This is a genomic window from Pseudomonas aestuarii, from assembly GCF_027988105.1.
Lineage (GTDB): Bacteria > Pseudomonadota > Gammaproteobacteria > Pseudomonadales > Pseudomonadaceae > Aquipseudomonas > Aquipseudomonas aestuarii.
In genome coordinates, this window is sequence record NZ_JAQJZJ010000006.1 from 144,731 (window position 1) to 160,126 (window position 15,396).

12 protein-coding genes are annotated in these 15,396 nt (G+C 65.2%); 9 read left to right on the plus strand and 3 right to left on the minus strand.

What is annotated here, in order from left to right; all coding sequences use genetic code 11:
* Positions 1–68: 68 nt before the first annotated feature.
* The gene (locus PH586_RS14440) at positions 69–551 is read right to left on the minus strand and encodes a GreA/GreB family elongation factor (RefSeq protein ID WP_271348460.1); all 483 of its coding nucleotides are present in this window, start codon (positions 549–551) and stop codon (positions 69–71) included.
* 116 nt (positions 552–667) lie between these two features.
* Here PH586_RS14440 and PH586_RS14445 point away from each other — a divergent pair, with 116 nt between their 5' ends.
* Positions 668–898, plus strand: coding sequence for a hypothetical protein (locus PH586_RS14445; protein WP_271348461.1), 231 nt, complete (start codon positions 668–670; stop codon positions 896–898).
* Positions 899–979: 81 nt separating this feature from the next.
* Positions 980–1,840 (plus strand): HDOD domain-containing protein, encoded by an 861-nt coding sequence (locus tag PH586_RS14450; protein ID WP_271348462.1) that lies wholly within the window; start codon positions 980–982, stop codon positions 1,838–1,840.
* Positions 1,841–1,874: 34 nt separating this feature from the next.
* Here PH586_RS14450 and yccS read toward each other — a convergent pair whose 3' ends face one another.
* Positions 1,875–4,052: a YccS family putative transporter gene (yccS, locus tag PH586_RS14455; protein ID WP_271348463.1), complete on the minus strand. Its 2,178-nt coding sequence runs from the start codon at positions 4,050–4,052 to the stop codon at positions 1,875–1,877.
* Between the two features lie 274 nt (positions 4,053–4,326).
* Here yccS and PH586_RS14460 point away from each other — a divergent pair, with 274 nt between their 5' ends.
* The 4 genes from PH586_RS14460 (at position 4,327) to ald (ending at position 9,290) form a co-directional block, all read left to right on the plus strand.
* Positions 4,327–5,670 carry an NfeD family protein gene (locus tag PH586_RS14460; RefSeq protein ID WP_271348601.1) on the plus strand — a complete coding sequence of 448 codons (1,344 nt, stop codon included), beginning with the start codon at positions 4,327–4,329 and terminating at the stop codon, positions 5,668–5,670.
* 1 nt (position 5,671) lies between these two features.
* Positions 5,672–6,430, plus strand: a complete 759-nt coding sequence (locus PH586_RS14465) for a slipin family protein (RefSeq protein ID WP_271348464.1) — start codon at positions 5,672–5,674, stop codon at positions 6,428–6,430.
* A 75-nt stretch (positions 6,431–6,505) separates the two neighbouring features.
* Positions 6,506–8,002: a pyridoxal-phosphate dependent enzyme gene (locus PH586_RS14470; RefSeq protein WP_271348465.1), complete on the plus strand. Its 1,497-nt coding sequence runs from the start codon at positions 6,506–6,508 to the stop codon at positions 8,000–8,002.
* Positions 8,003–8,165: 163 nt separating this feature from the next.
* Positions 8,166–9,290 carry an alanine dehydrogenase gene (gene ald, locus PH586_RS14475; protein WP_271348466.1) on the plus strand — a complete coding sequence of 375 codons (1,125 nt, stop codon included), beginning with the start codon at positions 8,166–8,168 and terminating at the stop codon, positions 9,288–9,290.
* Positions 9,291–9,490: 200 nt separating this feature from the next.
* Here the strand turns inward: ald and PH586_RS14480 are convergent, their stop codons facing one another.
* Positions 9,491–10,285, minus strand: coding sequence for a phosphatase PAP2 family protein (locus PH586_RS14480; RefSeq protein WP_271348467.1), 795 nt, complete (start codon positions 10,283–10,285; stop codon positions 9,491–9,493).
* A gap of 220 nt (positions 10,286–10,505) precedes the next feature.
* On the opposite strand from PH586_RS14480, the gene hslO reads away from it, so the two are divergent.
* The 3 genes from hslO to PH586_RS14495 all read left to right on the plus strand — a co-directional run bounded on the left by hslO (position 10,506) and on the right by PH586_RS14495 (position 15,305).
* Entirely contained in the window at positions 10,506–11,393 is an 888-nt protein-coding gene (hslO, locus tag PH586_RS14485; protein ID WP_271348468.1) for an Hsp33 family molecular chaperone HslO, read from the plus strand.
* A 160-nt stretch (positions 11,394–11,553) separates the two neighbouring features.
* Positions 11,554–13,095 (plus strand): phosphoenolpyruvate carboxykinase, encoded by a 1,542-nt coding sequence (locus PH586_RS14490; RefSeq protein WP_271348469.1) that lies wholly within the window; start codon positions 11,554–11,556, stop codon positions 13,093–13,095.
* A gap of 266 nt (positions 13,096–13,361) precedes the next feature.
* Positions 13,362–15,305, plus strand: coding sequence for a RecQ family ATP-dependent DNA helicase (locus tag PH586_RS14495; protein ID WP_271348470.1), 1,944 nt, complete (start codon positions 13,362–13,364; stop codon positions 15,303–15,305).
* The last annotated feature ends 91 nt before the right edge of the window (positions 15,306–15,396 follow it).

Here is a 15,396-nt window from a genome sequence, read left to right on the forward strand (position 1 = left end):
GGGCCAGGCAAGGGCCGATTGAGCGCCGGCGGGCTGAAACCCACCCCGCGGAACCTTGAGGCCGTCGTTCAGCAGACCCGCAGCACCTCGAAGCGCTGGGTGCTGCTGCCCATGCGCAGCTCCACCTGATCGCCTTCGCCGCAGCCGATCAGGCGTTGCCCAAGCGGTGCGCGCGGACTGATCACCCGCACTTCCTCTCCTTCCAACCGCAGCTTCAGGCCGGCGCCGTCCGGGCCGAGGAACAGGCACTGCTCGACCCCCTGGGCATCGGCCAGCCACACCAAGGCGCTGAGCTGAATGCCCAGTTGCGCATCGAAGGGCCGCAGCCGGAGTTTTTCCCAGGCGCTCAGGGCCTGGCGAATTTCCTCGACCCGGCGCGCCTGCCCGGCGGCCAGATAGGAGGCCTCCAGGCCCAGGGTGTCGTACTTGTTCTCGGCAATATTCTCTTCATGGGTGGCCGCTTCATAGGCGGTCAACGCCGCTTGCTGGGCCAGCGCCAGGTCGCCGTGCAGCTTGTCGAGAATCAGTTGCTGGAGCAGGGCTTTGTTCAACGGTCACTCGCAGGGTCGGCAGGAAAAATCTCGGTCTATGCACCAAAGTCTAGTGTCGCCATGGCTACCGAAGGCGGCATTGTGCACGGGTGGCTACTAAAAGCGAGGGTGTGGGAATGAACATGATGCGGTCGATGGGGTTTTTCTTCCTGTTTCTGCTGGTGCCGCTGGGCGCCTTGCTGGCCAGCTACCCAGGGCCGATTGCCGACTGGTTGAGCGCTCTGTTCGGTGTGTCAATCACCCGGGGCAACCTCGGCGCCGGCTTCATGGTGCTGGCGGCAATCTGCCTCAAGGTCGATCTGAGCATTCGTCGTCGCGCCCAGGCCAGCCAGGCGAGCATCGCCTGACAGCGAGTGGCCATCCGCCAGCAAGCTGGCGCAATAGATCACGGCCTTGGTTACACTGTGCGCCATCCGCGGCGGGAGGCCATGATGGAGACGACACAGTCGGACTACTCGATTTATCGGCAGGTGGTCACTCAGCTGATGAATGACCAGGAGCAGCTGCCCAGCCTGCCGATGTTGACCCTGGAAATCCGCCGGGCGCTGGCCAAGCCCGAGGTCAGCATGCCCCAGCTGGTCAGCCTGATCAGCAGGGATCCGGCGCTCAGTGCGTTGCTGATGAAATACGCCTCCAGTGCCTTGCTGCGCAGCCGCGTGGCGCCGAAAACCCTGCAGGATGTGTTGCGCGTGCTCGGCCTGCAGCAGGTGGATCGGGTGGTGATGCTGCACAGCGTCAAGAGCCTGTTCGTGCTGCACAGTCCCAGCCACAAGTTGCTGTTCATGGACGCCTGGCAGCGACTGACCCTGAAGGCGAGCATCTGCGGTTTTCTCGCGCGCAAGCTGGGGCAGGTGCAGGCCGATCATGCGGTGCTCGCCAGCCTGCTCAGCGAGGTGGGTTCGCTCGCGGTGCTCTCGGCCTTCAAGGGCGGCGACCTGGTGCCGACGCCGGCGCGTTACCACGGCCTGTGCCAGGCCTACAGCAAATCGCTGGGGCTGATGCTGCTGAAGAAGTGGGGCGTGGATGAGGCCTACGTGGACATCGTGCGCGAAGCGGGCAACTGGCCGCTGCAGCGCCAGCGGCAGATCGAGTTGCTCGATCTGGTCAACCTGAGTCTGTTCCACACCCTGCTTGATAGCGGCAGCGAAGCGCCGTTACCCGCACTGACCAGTCTGGCCGCCTATGCCAAGCTCAATGGCTTGCACAATGACGTGGCGGCGGACGGCAGCCTGGCCCTGGTCAGCCAGCATTGGGACGAGATCCAAGAGCTGGCCGCGGTACTGCGCTAAGGTTTGCCCAGGCATGAGCCTGTAAAGCTGCCCGCTACGGCTTGTTACGGTCCTTGAGCAGGTGGGCGGTGAGAGTGCGCAACGGCCCGAGTTGCCGGCAGATCAGCGCCAGCTGGGTCTGCACCAGGCGCTGCTGGTCGTCCAGGGCATCGGTGCGCTGCTCCAGCGCGGCGGCCAGTTGCTCTTCGGCATCGCTCTGGATCGCCACCGCCCGCTCTTCGGCCAGGCTGCTGGCGATTTCATCGAGGCTGGCGGCCAGGCGTGCGGCGCTCGCCGGCAGCGGGCTGTGCGGGTCGCCGAGGAGGACCTCACCGCGGTGCGCGCCGAGGCCCGAGAGATAACTCAAGAGGGTGTGCGAGAGCACCAGAAAGCGGAAGCCGATGTCCGCCTCCTTGCGGAAATGCCCGGGCTCCATGAGCATGTTGCCCAGGGTGGTGGACAGGGCGGCTTCGGCATTGTGCGCATTGCGTCGGGCCAGACGGTAGGCCAGGTCGTCGCGTTTGCCGCTGACATATTGCTGGATGATCTGACGCAGGTAGGTGCTGTTGCAGCTGAGGGTGTTGGCCAGCATGCGGTTGAGTCGGCGCCCCTGCCAGTCCGGCAGGATCAGGAACACCGCCAGCCCGGCGATCAGGCTGCCGATCAGGGTGTCGACCAGGCGTGGAAGGATCAAACCGTAGCCGTCGCCGACCTGGTTGAAGCAGAACAGCACCAGCAGGGTGATTGCCGCCGTGGCCAGGGTGTAGCGGCTGCTGCGGGTGGCGAAGAAGGCCACCCCGGCGGCCACGGCGAAGAAGGCCTGCACCAGCGGGCTGGGGAACAGGTCGAACAGCGCCCAGCCGAGCACCAGGCCGAGCACCGTGCCGGCGATCCGCTGCACCAGCTTGAGGCGGGTGGCACCATAGTTCGGCTGGCAGACGAACACCGTGGTCAGCAGGATCCAGTAACCCTGGGTCGGATGGATCCAGTGCAGCACGCCATAGCCGGCGGCCAGGGCAATGGCCAGGCGCAGGGCGTGGCGAAACAGCAGCGAGGTCGGGGTCAGTTGCTGGCGCAGCCGCTCCGCGACCTCCTTGAACGACTGTGGTTCGCGATCCAGCAGGCTGCTGTCCTGCTGCTCGGCCAGGGCATCGGGGTTGCTGGCGTGGCCGAGCAGTTGGTCGAGGGCCGCCAGGTTGCCGGCCAGGGCGCCCAGCGAGCGCAACAGCTGGCGCCAGGCCGGGTTGCTCTGCAGGCCCAGGTGCTGCAAGGAGGCATGCAGATCGTCCAGCGCCTGGCTGCAGTGCTCGCGGTACTCGAACGGCTGGCGCAGTTCGATGGCCTGGGCCAGGCGCTGACAGGCCTCGCCCTGCAGGCGCAGCAGACGCTGGCAGCGGAACAGCACATCGCTGTGAAAGAAGGCTTCGGCCAGTTCGTTGTAGGGGTAATGCGAGGAGCTGGCGCGCTCGTGGAGATCCTGGGCGAGGAAGTACAGCTTGAGGTAGCGACTGACCTTGCTGCCCGGTCGGTCATTGCCGACGCGGTGCAGGATGATTTCCTTGGCAGCATTCAGCGCTGCCACCACTCGACCGTTCTGCTTGGCCAGGGCCAGGCGCCGCTCCTCCACGTCGAGTTGGCGCAGCGGCTCGAACAGGGCGGCCTTGAGCTTGAGGTACTGGCCCAGTTCGCGGAACAGCCGGGCCAGGCTGTGTTGCACCGGCTGGTTGGCGAATAGCGCATTCCAGATCACCGACAGCACCCCGTACCAGGCCGCGCCGGCCATCATCATCAGCGGCTCCAGCCACAGGCCGGCAATGCCGCCGCGCTGTTCCACGCCGATCATGCTGTAGATCGCCAGGATCAGGGTGGCCGAGCCCAGGGTGGCGTAGCGCTCGCCGAGGGCGCCGAGCATGCTCAGGGCAAACCCCGACAGCGCCAGGGCACTGACGAACAACCAGGGGTAGGGGAACAGCCACTCGACCATGTAAGCCGCCGCGCTGAAGCAGCCGAGGGTCACCAGCAGCGCGGTCAGCCGACCTTGCCAGCTGTCGTCGGTCTCGGCCAGGGCGCTGGCGATCACCCCGAGAAACAGCGGCGTCAGCGCCTGCATCCAGTCCTGTGCCCAGCACAGCCACAGGCTGCCGCTGAGGGCGATGAACACCCGCAGGCTGTAGCTGAATTTATCCAGCGCCCACAGACGGCGCAGGGAATGGCGAAAAGAGCTGGCGGGCATCCGGGCGACCTTGAGCAGCGGTAATAGTGAGCAGACTAACGGAGTATGCGGGCGTCTGGCACTCCCCTGCTGGCAGCTTTTGCTGGCTGTCTGTCAGCTCGGGGCGAGGATGCCGGCTCTGCGCGAAAAGTCATGGACTATCCTTCTAAGCAGACAACCGTGCTTTGCAAGTCTTTTGCCACCTGTAGCGGCTGTCGTGGAGAGGGCCGTGAAGGTTTTCCCGATACTGCGTTTGCTCCTGGTCCTAGGCCTGTTGCTCTTGCCCGCGGGGCTGATGGCGGCACCCGGGGTGGTGGTGGAGCTGCGCGTAAATGGTGCGATTGGCCCGGCCAGCGCCGATTACGTGGTGCGTGGCCTGTCCCGCGCGGTGGACGAGGGTGCGCAACTGGTGGTGCTGAGCATCGACACCCCCGGCGGTCTGGACACCTCGATGCGCTCGATCATCAAGGCGATTCTCGCCAGTCCGATTCCGGTGGCCAGCTACGTTGCCCCCAGTGGTGCACGGGCCGCCAGTGCCGGCACCTATATCCTCTATGCCAGCCATATTGCAGCGATGGCGCCGGGCACCAATCTCGGCGCAGCCACCCCGGTGCAGATCGGCGGCATGCCCGGTTCACCGTCGCCCGCCCCGGACCAGCCGGGCAGCGCCGATAAGGGCGACCAGCCCGACAATGCCGCCGAGGCGGAGAAGGCCGGGGTGCCGACCGATACCCTGAGTAAGAAACAAATCAACGATGCCTCCGCCTATATCCGCGGATTGGCGCAGATGCGCGGGCGCAATGCCGAGTGGGCCGAGCAGGCGGTGCGCGAGGCGGTCAGCCTGTCCGCCGAAGAAGCGCTCGCACGCAAGGTGGTCGATTACCTGGCCCGTGACCTGGCCGACCTGCTCAGGCAGCTGGACGGTAAAAACTTCAGCGCCGCCGGCGTCGAAGTGACGCTGCAAACCGCCGATGCCGTAGTGGTCAGCCGCGAGCCGGACTGGCGCGCACAGTTTCTGGCGGTGATCACCAATCCCAGCGTGGCGCTGCTGCTGATGATGATCGGCGTCTATGGATTGTTCTTCGAATTTTCCAACCCGGGCAGCGGCGTCGGCGGCGTGCTCGGTGGCATCTGCCTGATTCTGGCGCTGTACGCCCTGCAGTTGTTGCCGGTCAACTACGCGGGAGTGGCCTTGATCCTGCTCGGCATCGCCTTTATCGCCGCCGAAGCATTCCTGCCGAGTTTCGGAGTGCTGGGGATTGGCGGGTTGGTCGCTTTCGTCTTCGGTGCCTTGATTCTGATCGACACCGAAGTGCCCGGCTTCGGCATACCCCTGGCGTTGATCGTGACCCTGGCCCTGACCACTGGCGCAGTGGTTTTCGCCATTCTCAGCATGGCCTTGCGCGCCAGGCGCCGCGCCCTGGTCGGCGGCGACAGCGAATTGATCGGCAGCCTGACGCGGATCCAGGCGGTGCAGCCGAGCAACCCGCTGGGCGGCTGGGTGCAACTGCAAGGCGAGAACTGGCAGGTTGTCAGCCAGGTGCCGCTGCAGCCCGGCCAACAGGTGCGGGTGCTGGCGCGCAAAGGCTCGACGCTGGACGTCGCCACCACTGAAGAAACACCGCCACAAGGAGACTGACATGGGTTTCGAATTGAGTTTTGCCACGCTGGCGGTGCTGCTGATGGCGCTGCTGATTTCGGCGTTCCGCATCCTGCGCGAATACGAGCGCGGCGTGGTGTTCCAGTTGGGACGCTTCTGGAAGGTCAAGGGACCGGGTCTGGTGATCATCATCCCGGGCATCCAGCAGATGGTCCGTGTCGATTTGCGCACCATCGTCCTGGACGTGCCGACCCAGGATGTGATTTCCCGCGACAACGTCTCGGTCAAGGTCAATGCGGTGATCTATTTCCGCGTCCTCGATCCGCAGAAGGCGATCATCCAGGTCGAGGATTACCACGGCGCCACCAGCCAGTTGTCGCAAACCACCCTGCGCGCGGTACTCGGCAAGCATGAGCTGGACGAGATGCTCGCCGAGCGCGAACGCTTGAATGTCGATATCCAGCAAGTGTTGGACGCGCAGACCGACGCCTGGGGCATCAAGGTGGCGAACGTCGAGATCAAGCATGTCGACCTCGACGAATCGATGATTCGGGCCATCGCCAAGCAAGCCGAGGCCGAGCGCGAGCGGCGGGCCAAGGTGATTCATGCCGAGGGTGAATTGCAGGCCTCGGAAAAACTCATGCAGGCCGCCGAAATGCTCGGCCGCCAGCCTGGGGCCATGCAGCTGCGCTACATGCAGACCCTGAGCAATATCGCCAGTGACAAGAGTTCGACCATCGTCTTTCCGCTGCCGATCGAGCTGCTTCAGGGCATGGCCGAACTCAAGGGTAAGAGTTAGCCGGCCAGCGACCGCGCAGGGACTCGCGGTATGCGAGCCCCTGCACCGCGGTCGAGGCTGCTGACGGAGGCTGCGATGAACATCCGCTACGAGAGTATTCTGGCCACCATCGGCCGCACCCCGGTTATCCGTATCAACCGCCTGGCGCCGGCCGGCATCGAGTTGTACGTCAAGGCGGAAGCCTTCAACCCCATGGGCTCGGTGAAGGACCGCATGGCCCTCAGCGTGATCGAGGCGGCCGAAGCCAGCGGTGCGCTGCAACCCGGGCAGACGGTGATCGAGGCCACCAGCGGTAACACCGGCATTGGCCTGGCCATGGTCTGCGCCGCCAAGGGTTACCCACTGGTGGTGACCATGGCCGAGAATTTCAGTATCGAACGGCGCAAGATCCTGCGTTTTCTTGGTGCGCGGGTGGTGCTCACCCCGGCGGCGCTGAAGGGCAGCGGTATGGTCGGCAAGGCCGAGGAGCTGGCGGCGGCCCACGGCTGGTTCCTGGTGCGCCAGTTCGAGAACGAGGCCAACGCCGACGCCCACACGCGCACCACTGCCCTGGAAATTCTCGATGCCTTCGCCGATGGCCAGCTTGATTACTTCGTCACCGGCTATGGCACCGGCGGCACGCTCAAAGGCACCGCGCGGGTGTTGCGCGAGTACCGCCCGACAACCCGCATCGTGGTCTGCGAGCCGGATAACTCGCCGCTGCTGGGCAGTGGTATCGAACAAATGCATGACGCCGAGGGTCGGCCGCTGAACAGTCACCCGGCGTTTCGCCCGCATCTGATGCAAGGCTGGACCCCGGACTTCATCCCCAAGCTTACCGACGATGCCCGCCGGCTGGGCCTGATCGACCGGATCATGCCGGTCAACGGCAACCAGGCCCTGCACTACGCCCGTCAGCTGGCGCGCCAGGAGGGCATCTTCTGCGGGCCTTCGAGTGGCGCCACCTTCGCCGGTGCCATGGCGGTGGCCGCCGAGGCTGCCCCTGGCAGTCGCATCCTCTGCATGCTGCCGGATACCGGCGAGCGCTATTTGTCCACGCCGCTGTTCGAGGACATTGCCGTGGACATGACCGCGGAGGAGCAAGACCTGGCCAGTTCCACGCCCAACTTTCGCTTCGACGTTGCCGTCAGCGCGCCCGGCGCCGGGCCGTCGGCGCCTGTCGAGCCGGCTGCTGATGCCGAGACCGAGGCGCTGCTGGCGCAGATCCTCGCCGACCCGCAGCGGCCATTGGTGATGTTCGCCCTGGAGTGGTGCGAGTTCTGCTGGTCGGCGCGCAAGCTGTTCCATGCCCTGGGCGTGGCCTACCGCTCGATCGACCTGGACTCGGTCGAATACCAGCAGGGCGACCTCGGCGGCCGCCTGCGTGTGGCGCTGCGGCACAAGAGCGGGATGCTCACCATCCCGCAAGTCTTCATCGGTGGCGAGCTGGTCGGTGGCTGCAACGAACTGTTTGGCGCCTATGCCGATGGCCGGCTCGCCACCATGCTGCGGGCCCACGGCGTCGACTTGGCTGAGGCGCCGACGATAGATCCGGCGACTCTGGCGCCGGCCTGGCTGCATCCGCGCAGCTGACCGGCGGCGGACAAGCTGTCGCGCTCTGCGCCTAGTGCAGGGAAGCGTGCCGAGATATGCGGGTGAATTAGGGCTTTGCCCTGAAACGTAGCGGATATACAGGGAGGCCAGCCCCGTTGCTCTTCTAGACTTCAAGGTACTCGGCTGGATTAAGGAGAAGATCATGCGTATCGGTGTTCCCAAAGAGATCAAGAACCATGAGTACCGCGTTGGCCTGACCCCGCACTCGGTCGCCGAACTGACCAGCCTTGGCCATCAGGTCTGGGTCGAGACGTTGGCCGGCGCCGCCATCGGCTTCAGCGACGGCGACTACCAGGCGGCTGGCGCGCAGATCGCCGGGGACGCGGCGCAGGTGTTTGCCGAGGCGCAATTGATCGTCAAGGTCAAGGAACCATTGACCGCCGAGCGCGCACGGCTGCGTCCCGAGCACACCCTGTTCACCTACCTGCACCTGGCGCCGGACCGGCCGCAGACCGACGAGTTGATGGCCAGCGGCGCCACCTGCATCGCCTACGAAACCGTCACCGACAGCCACGGTCGTCTGCCGTTGCTGGCGCCGATGTCCGAGGTCGCCGGGCGCATGTCGATCCAGGCCGGAGCCAACTGCCTGGAAAAAGCCAAGGGCGGGCGCGGAGTGCTGCTCGGCGGCGTACCGGGGGTGGCGCCAGGCAAGGTGGTGATCCTCGGCGGCGGCGTGGTCGGCAGTCATGCCCTGGCCATGGCGGTGGGGCTGGGCGCCGACGTCACGGTGCTGGACAAGAACGTCGATGCCCTGCGGCGTCTGGACAACCAGTACGCCAGCCGCATCACCACCCTCTATTCGACCGGCGCTACACTGCGCGAGCAGATCCTCGCGGCCGACCTGGTGATCGGTGGCGTACTGATTCCCGGTGCCGCCGCGCCCAAGCTGATCAGCGCCGAGATGGTCCGGCAAATGCAGCCCGGCTCGGTGCTGGTGGATGTGGCGATCGACCAGGGTGGCTGTGCCGAGACTTCGAAAGCCACCACCCACGCCGATCCGACCTATGTGGTCGACGAAGTGGTGCACTACTGCGTGGCCAATATGCCCGGTGCGGTGGCGCGCACCTCGACCCTGGCGCTGAACAACGCGACCCTGCCATTCGTCATCGCACTTGCCGAGAAAGGCGTGCGCCGCGCGCTTGAGGATGACCCGCACCTGCGCAACGGCCTCAACGTGGCCAAGGGTGTGATCACCTGCGCCAGCGTCGCCGAGGCCCACGGCCTGCCCTCCCAGTCGGCGGCCAGCGTGCTCGAGCATTTGCTGTAGCGCGGGCGGCCGCGCAGGTTGGGAGCTTCGATGGTTCCCACGCTCTGCGTCCTACCCCTGGTCAGGACCTGGGTACGATCAAAATGTGGCTTGGAAGGGGCTCGGCTCGGGCAGGGTGCGCACGGCGCACCCTACTTGATTGCATCGGGCCAGATAACTTGAGGCCGCCTAGCTGAGCCGCCTTCACTTCGCGGTGCTTCTCAATGCCCCGAAATCACGCTGAACCGCCCCAGCAGCGGCAGGCGGGCCAGTTGGCGGGTCAGCGGTGCGCTGCAGCGCTCCAACCAGGCGCTGGCCTTGTCAGCGAAGTGCGTATAGCAGCCCCAGGCCAGCGCCAGCAGGCTGAGGAACACCCCGCCGACCAGCGCGTCCGAAGCCCAATGGGCGCCAGCGACCAGGCGCGGCAGCATGAACAGCACGGCCATGCTCCAGACCAGCAGGAGCCTCCAGCCGCGGGCGAAGAAACTCATGAACAGCGCCCAGATCAGCAGCACCGAGGCGTGGTCGCCGGGGAAGCTGCGGCTGGCGCTGTCTTTCATGTCCCAGCGCTCTTTCCAGGTGGGGAACAGCTCGGTCAGGCGCGCGCTGCCTTCTACCACCAGCGAGGCGCTCGGCCGTTGCCAGCCCATCAGCTTGACCAGCTCGGCGAAGCCGACACGCCACAGCAGCAACACCAGCAAGACGGTAAGAAAGGCGAACAGCGCCCGGCGTACATGGGCGCCGCTGAACAGCAGATCGGCCTTGAGCATCACTGCCAGCATCAGCAGGCCGACCCCCAGGTCCACCGGGCGCATGCTGGCGATGGCCCAGGTCTGTGCCCACAGGCCGGCCGCATGCACCGGCTCGTTGAGCAGGGCGAACAGGGTCAGGTCGAGTTGATCCCAGAGCTGGCGGGTCGGCTGCCACAGCCAACTGGCGAGCAGCAGCACGGCGCCGATGTGGCAGAGCAGCAGGGGGCGCAGGCGCCATTGGCTGTTGAGAAAAGTAGTGGGCATGATGCTGCTCCTTGCTGAAAAATAATCGTGTGCCTTCCAGGCGGCGCGCATTGTAGGGGAGCTGGCGGGTGTTTGCATGTGACGTGCGCGCCAAATTCCCCGGGAATGATCGTTTTTCGGCGCGTCCGTGACGGTCATTCGGCGCGCGGCCCTTGGTTGGGCCGGCATTTGTGCATAAAATCGCCAGCCTCTAGCAATTCCCCTTGCAGGCGAGCCCGCTATGCCCGATTTCACCCAACGCTTTCTGTTCGACGACGCCGACATTCGCGGCGAGTTGGTCGTCCTGGGCGAGAGCTACCAGCACGTGCTGGCCAAACATGACTATCCGCAGCCGGTCGCGCAATTGCTCGGCGAGCTGCTGGCCGCCGCGGCCCTGCTGGTGGGCACCCTGAAGTTCGACGGCCTGCTGATTTTGCAGGCGCGCTCCTCGGGTGCGCTGCCGCTGTTGATGGTCGAATGCTCCAGCGCCGGCGAACTGCGCGGGATCGCCCGCTACCATGCCGAGCAGATTGGCGCCGATGCCGGGCTGGCCGAGCTGATGCCCGATGGTGTGCTGGCGATGACCGTTGACCCCACCCAGGGCCAGCGCTATCAAGGTATCGTCGACCTGGATGGCGCCACGCTGAGCGATTGCCTGACCAACTATTTCACCACGTCCGAGCAATTGGCCACCCGCTTCTGGCTCTGTGCCGATGGTCAGCGTGCGCGCGGTATGCTGCTCCAGCAATTGCCGGCCGATCGCTTGAAAGAGCCTGAAGAGCGTGAGGCCAGTTGGCAGCATGTGACGACCCTGGCCGGTACCTTGACCCACGAAGAGCTGCTGGGCCTGGACAACGAAACCCTGTTGCATCGCCTCTATCATGAGGAGTCGCTGCGCCTGTTCGAGCCGCGAACGCTGCAATTTCGCTGCAGCTGCTCGCGGGAGCGTTCGGCCAATGCGTTGGTCAGTCTCGGTCAGGCCGATGCCGAGCTGCTGTTGAGCGAGCATGCCGGCCAGGTGGTGATCGACTGCCAGTTCTGCAACCAACGCTATGCGTTCGATGCAGCCGACATCGCCCAGCTGTTTGCTGGCGGCGGCAGTGCTGGGCCTGCGGACACGCTGCATTGACGCCGATAGCGTTCGTCTATCGACCCGCTTAGCGGATCGGGTGCTGCCAATAGACGTGCTTTCTGGCATACTTCCGCGACTTTTTTCTCGCTGTAGTAGTGTCTTTGCTTTTACTACAAACCGTTTGGAAAACTCGGCCCATTGGCCGACGGGGACCCTCATGACGCAAGCCAACACCGCCGTGTACACCGACATCAGCGCCGCCCAACTGGTCGAAGAAGCCATTCGCCGCGGTGAGGGCGAACTGGCCGCCAGCGGCGCCCTGGTCGTTCGTACCGGTCACCGCACTGGCCGTTCGCCGGCTGATCGCTACATCGTTCGGGAACCGAGCACCGAGGCGCAAATCGCCTGGGGCGCGATCAATCGCCCGTTCCCGGCCGACAAGTTCGACGCCCTCTGGGATCGCGTCGAGGCGTTCAATCGCGAGCAGGATTTCTTCGTTTCCCACGTCCATGTAGGTTCCGCCGAGGAGCACTACCTGGCGGTCAAGATGACCACTGCCACGGCTTGGCAGAACCTGTTCGGCCGTCAGCTGTTCATCAATCCCGAGACCTACAACCCGGCCGGCAAGGACGAGTGGAAGGTGCTCAACGTGGCCAACTTCGAGTGCGTGCCCGAGCGTGACGGCACCAACTCCGACGGCTGCGTGATCATCAACTTCGCCGCCAAGAAGGTACTGCTGGCCGGTATGCGCTACGCCGGCGAAATGAAGAAAGCCATGTTCTCGGTGCAGAACTTCCTGCTCCCGGAAAAAGACGTGCTGCCGATGCACTGCGCCGCCAACATCGGCGAAGAGGGCGACGTGACCCTGTTCTTCGGCCTGTCCGGCACCGGCAAGACCACCCTGTCGGCCGACGAGTCGCGCTACCTGATCGGCGATGACGAACATGGCTGGGGCGAGGGCGTGGTGTTCAACATCGAGGGCGGTTGCTATGCCAAGTGCATCGACCTGTCCGAGAAGAACGAGCCGGTGATCTGGAAGGCCATCCAGTTCGGCACCGTGCTGGAAAACGTCATCCTCGACGAAGAGCGCGTGCCGGATTACACCGATGACAGCCTGACCCAGAACAGCCGCGCCGCCTACCCGCTGGAATTCGTCGAGAAGCGCAGCGAGAAGAACCTCGGCGGCGAGCCGAACGCGGTGATCTTCCTCACCTGCGACCTGACCGGCGTACTGCCGCCAGTGTCGATCCTCAACGAAGAGCAGGCGGCCTACCACTTCCTGTCGGGCTACACCGCACTGGTCGGTTCCACCGAAATGGGCAGCGGCAGCGGCATCAAGTCGACCTTCTCCACCTGCTTCGGCGCGCCCTTCTTCCCGCGCCCGGCTGGCGAGTACGCCGAGTTGCTGATCAAGCGCATCCGCGGTTTCAACTCCAAGGTCTATCTGGTCAACACCGGCTGGACCGGCGGTGGCTATGGCGTCGGCAAGCGCTTCAACATTCCGACCACCCGTGGCGTGATTGCCGCAATCCAGAGTGGCGCGCTGATCGGCACCGAGACCGAGCAACTGCCGATCATCAACCTCAGCGTGCCGACCTCGGTACCGGGCGTCGAAACCAACCTGCTCAACCCGCGCAATACCTGGGAAGACCAGAACGCCTACGACGAGGCCGCCAAGGGCCTGGCCAAGCTGTTCATCGACAACTTCAAGAAGTTCGAGGTCAGCGACGCCATCAAGCAGGCCGGCCCGCAGCTCTAAGCCGTAGCGCCTCCTGCGACAGGGCCGCCTTCGGGCGGCTTTGTCATTTCCGCACCTCGCGCCTGGCTGGTTGCGCTGCTCCCGCGGTGTTCGGGCTGGCGATTCGTCGGCGACCCGCAAGGGGCCGAGAGGATCGTTTCGCGATCATGTCATGGCTGCGTGGCACTCGCAGGCGTCACTGCCCACCGTCTCGATTATGGGTGGCCTGACTCACCCTCACCGCGCTATGGTCACAGGCCATTCAGCGGTCAACGGAGTGACAGCTCATGTACACAACTCTCGAACGTGTTTTCGGTTTCAAGCAACTGCGTCCCGGCCAGGAAGCGGCGATCGGCGCCGTGCTGGCCGGGCGCTCGGCGGCGGCGATCTTCCCGACCGGCTCGGGCAAATCGCTGTGCTACCAGTTGTCGGCGCTGCACCTGCCGCACCTGACCCTGGTGGTCTCGCCATTGCTGGCGCTGATGCAGGATCAGCTGGCCTTTCTCGCCCGCCACGGCATCAGCGCCGCCAGCATCGACTCGGCGCAGAGCCGCGAAGACGCCAGCGCGGTGATGGCCCGGGCCAAGTCCGGCGAACTGAAGATCCTGATGATCTCGGTCGAACGCCTGAAGAACGAACGTTTCCGCAACTTCATCGGCCAGGTGCCGATCTCCCTGCTGGTGATCGACGAAGCCCACTGCATCTCCGAGTGGGGCCACAACTTCCGCCCCGACTACCTCAAGTTGCCCGACTACCAGCGCCAGTTCGGCATTCCCCAGGTGCTGCTGCTCACGGCCACCGCGACGCCGCCGGTGATCGCCGACATGCAGGCCAAGTTCGCCATCGCCCCGGCGGATGTGATCACCACCGGCTTCTACCGGGCCAACCTCAACCTGCTGGTCGAGCCGGTCAGTGGTGCCGACAAGCAGCGGCGGCTGGTCGAGTGGCTGGGCGCCAAGGCCGAGCAGCCGAGCATTGTCTACGTCACCCAGCAGAAGACCGCCGAGCAGGTGGCCGAACGCCTGAGCCAACGTGGAATCGCCGCCAGCGCCTATCACGCCGGCATGGCCCATGAGGCGCGCGAGGCGATCCAGCGCCGCTTCATGGGCGGGCAGATCAACTGCATCGTCGCCACCATCGCCTTCGGCATGGGCATCGACAAGAGCGACATCCGCAACGTGGTGCACTTCGACTTGCCCAAGTCGATCGAGAACTACAGCCAGGAGATCGGCCGGGCCGGGCGCGACGGCCAGCCGTCCGACTGCCTGGTGCTGGCCAACCGCGACAGCCTCAACGTGCTGGAAAACTTCGTCTATGGCGACACGCCCGAGCAGGATGGCATCCGCGGCGTGCTCGACGAGCTATTGGCCAGCAGCCAGGATGGTCAGTGGGAGCTGATGCTGGGCGCCTTGTCCGAACAGAGCAACATCCGCCAGCTGCCGCTGAAGACCCTGCTGGTGCAGCTGGAGCTGCGCGGCATCATCGCCCCGCGCTATGCCTATTTCGCCGAATACCGCTTCAAGCACCTGCTCGAGCCCGAGGCCCTGCTGGCCAAGTTCGACGGCGAGCGCCGCCAGTTCGTCGAGGCCATCCTCGACAGCTCGCAGCGCGCGCGCACCTGGTGCACCCTGGATTTCGACGTACTCTACCAGCAGCACCAGGCCGAGCGCGGGCGGGTGGTCAAGGCGCTGGATTACTTCCAGGAGAAGGGCTGGATTGAGCTGGAAAGCAAACAGATGACCGAGGTCTATGCGCTGCTCGATGCCGGCTTCGACCCCGCAGCACTGAGCGCCGAATTGCATGACTACTTCAAACAGCAGGAACGCAGTGAGATCACCCGCATCCACGCCATGCTCGAGCTGTTCGCCACCGAGCACTGTCTGAGTCAGCGCCTGGCCGCCTACTTCGGTGACCGCCAGGCACCCGAGCGCTGCGGCCACTGCTCGGTGTGTCATGGCCAGGTCGCCCACCTGCCGGAGCCGCCGCCGCTGCCCGCCTTGGCCGAACATGACCTGCACCGCCTGTGCGGCAGCTTTATCCAGCGCCACGCCGAGCTGAAAGGCAGTGCCCCCAGCGCCGAATGCCTGACCCGCTTCCTCTGCGGCATCAGCGTGCCGCTGTTGACCAAGCTCAAGGCGCGCAGCATTGCCGGCTTCGCCGCTCTGGACAGCTACCCCTACGCCGGGGTGCGCGCCTGGGCCGAGCAGCAACTGGCATCGCACTGCCGGTGACCGCTAGCCGGTTCGGTAGGGGCGTGCGCACTGCTGACAGCACGCGGCTGCCACACTCCCTGCGTGCCCATGGAGGTGGCTTGTGCGTGGC

Coding starts and splice junctions, on each gene's coding strand:
- PH586_RS14490 (WP_271348469.1), top strand. CDS start 11,554: ATGACGCAAGCCAACACCGCCGTGTACACCGACATCAGCGCCGCCCAA.
- ald (WP_271348466.1), top strand. CDS start 8,166: ATGCGTATCGGTGTTCCCAAAGAGATCAAGAACCATGAGTACCGCGTT.
- PH586_RS14450 (WP_271348462.1), top strand. CDS start 980: ATGATGGAGACGACACAGTCGGACTACTCGATTTATCGGCAGGTGGTC.
- PH586_RS14445 (WP_271348461.1), top strand. CDS start 668: ATGAACATGATGCGGTCGATGGGGTTTTTCTTCCTGTTTCTGCTGGTG.
- yccS (WP_271348463.1), bottom strand. CDS start 4,052: ATGCCCGCCAGCTCTTTTCGCCATTCCCTGCGCCGTCTGTGGGCGCTG.
- PH586_RS14460 (WP_271348601.1), top strand. CDS start 4,327: ATGGCGGCACCCGGGGTGGTGGTGGAGCTGCGCGTAAATGGTGCGATT.
- PH586_RS14480 (WP_271348467.1), bottom strand. CDS start 10,285: ATGCCCACTACTTTTCTCAACAGCCAATGGCGCCTGCGCCCCCTGCTG.
- PH586_RS14495 (WP_271348470.1), top strand. CDS start 13,362: ATGTACACAACTCTCGAACGTGTTTTCGGTTTCAAGCAACTGCGTCCC.
- PH586_RS14470 (WP_271348465.1), top strand. CDS start 6,506: ATGAACATCCGCTACGAGAGTATTCTGGCCACCATCGGCCGCACCCCG.
- hslO (WP_271348468.1), top strand. CDS start 10,506: ATGCCCGATTTCACCCAACGCTTTCTGTTCGACGACGCCGACATTCGC.
- PH586_RS14465 (WP_271348464.1), top strand. CDS start 5,672: ATGGGTTTCGAATTGAGTTTTGCCACGCTGGCGGTGCTGCTGATGGCG.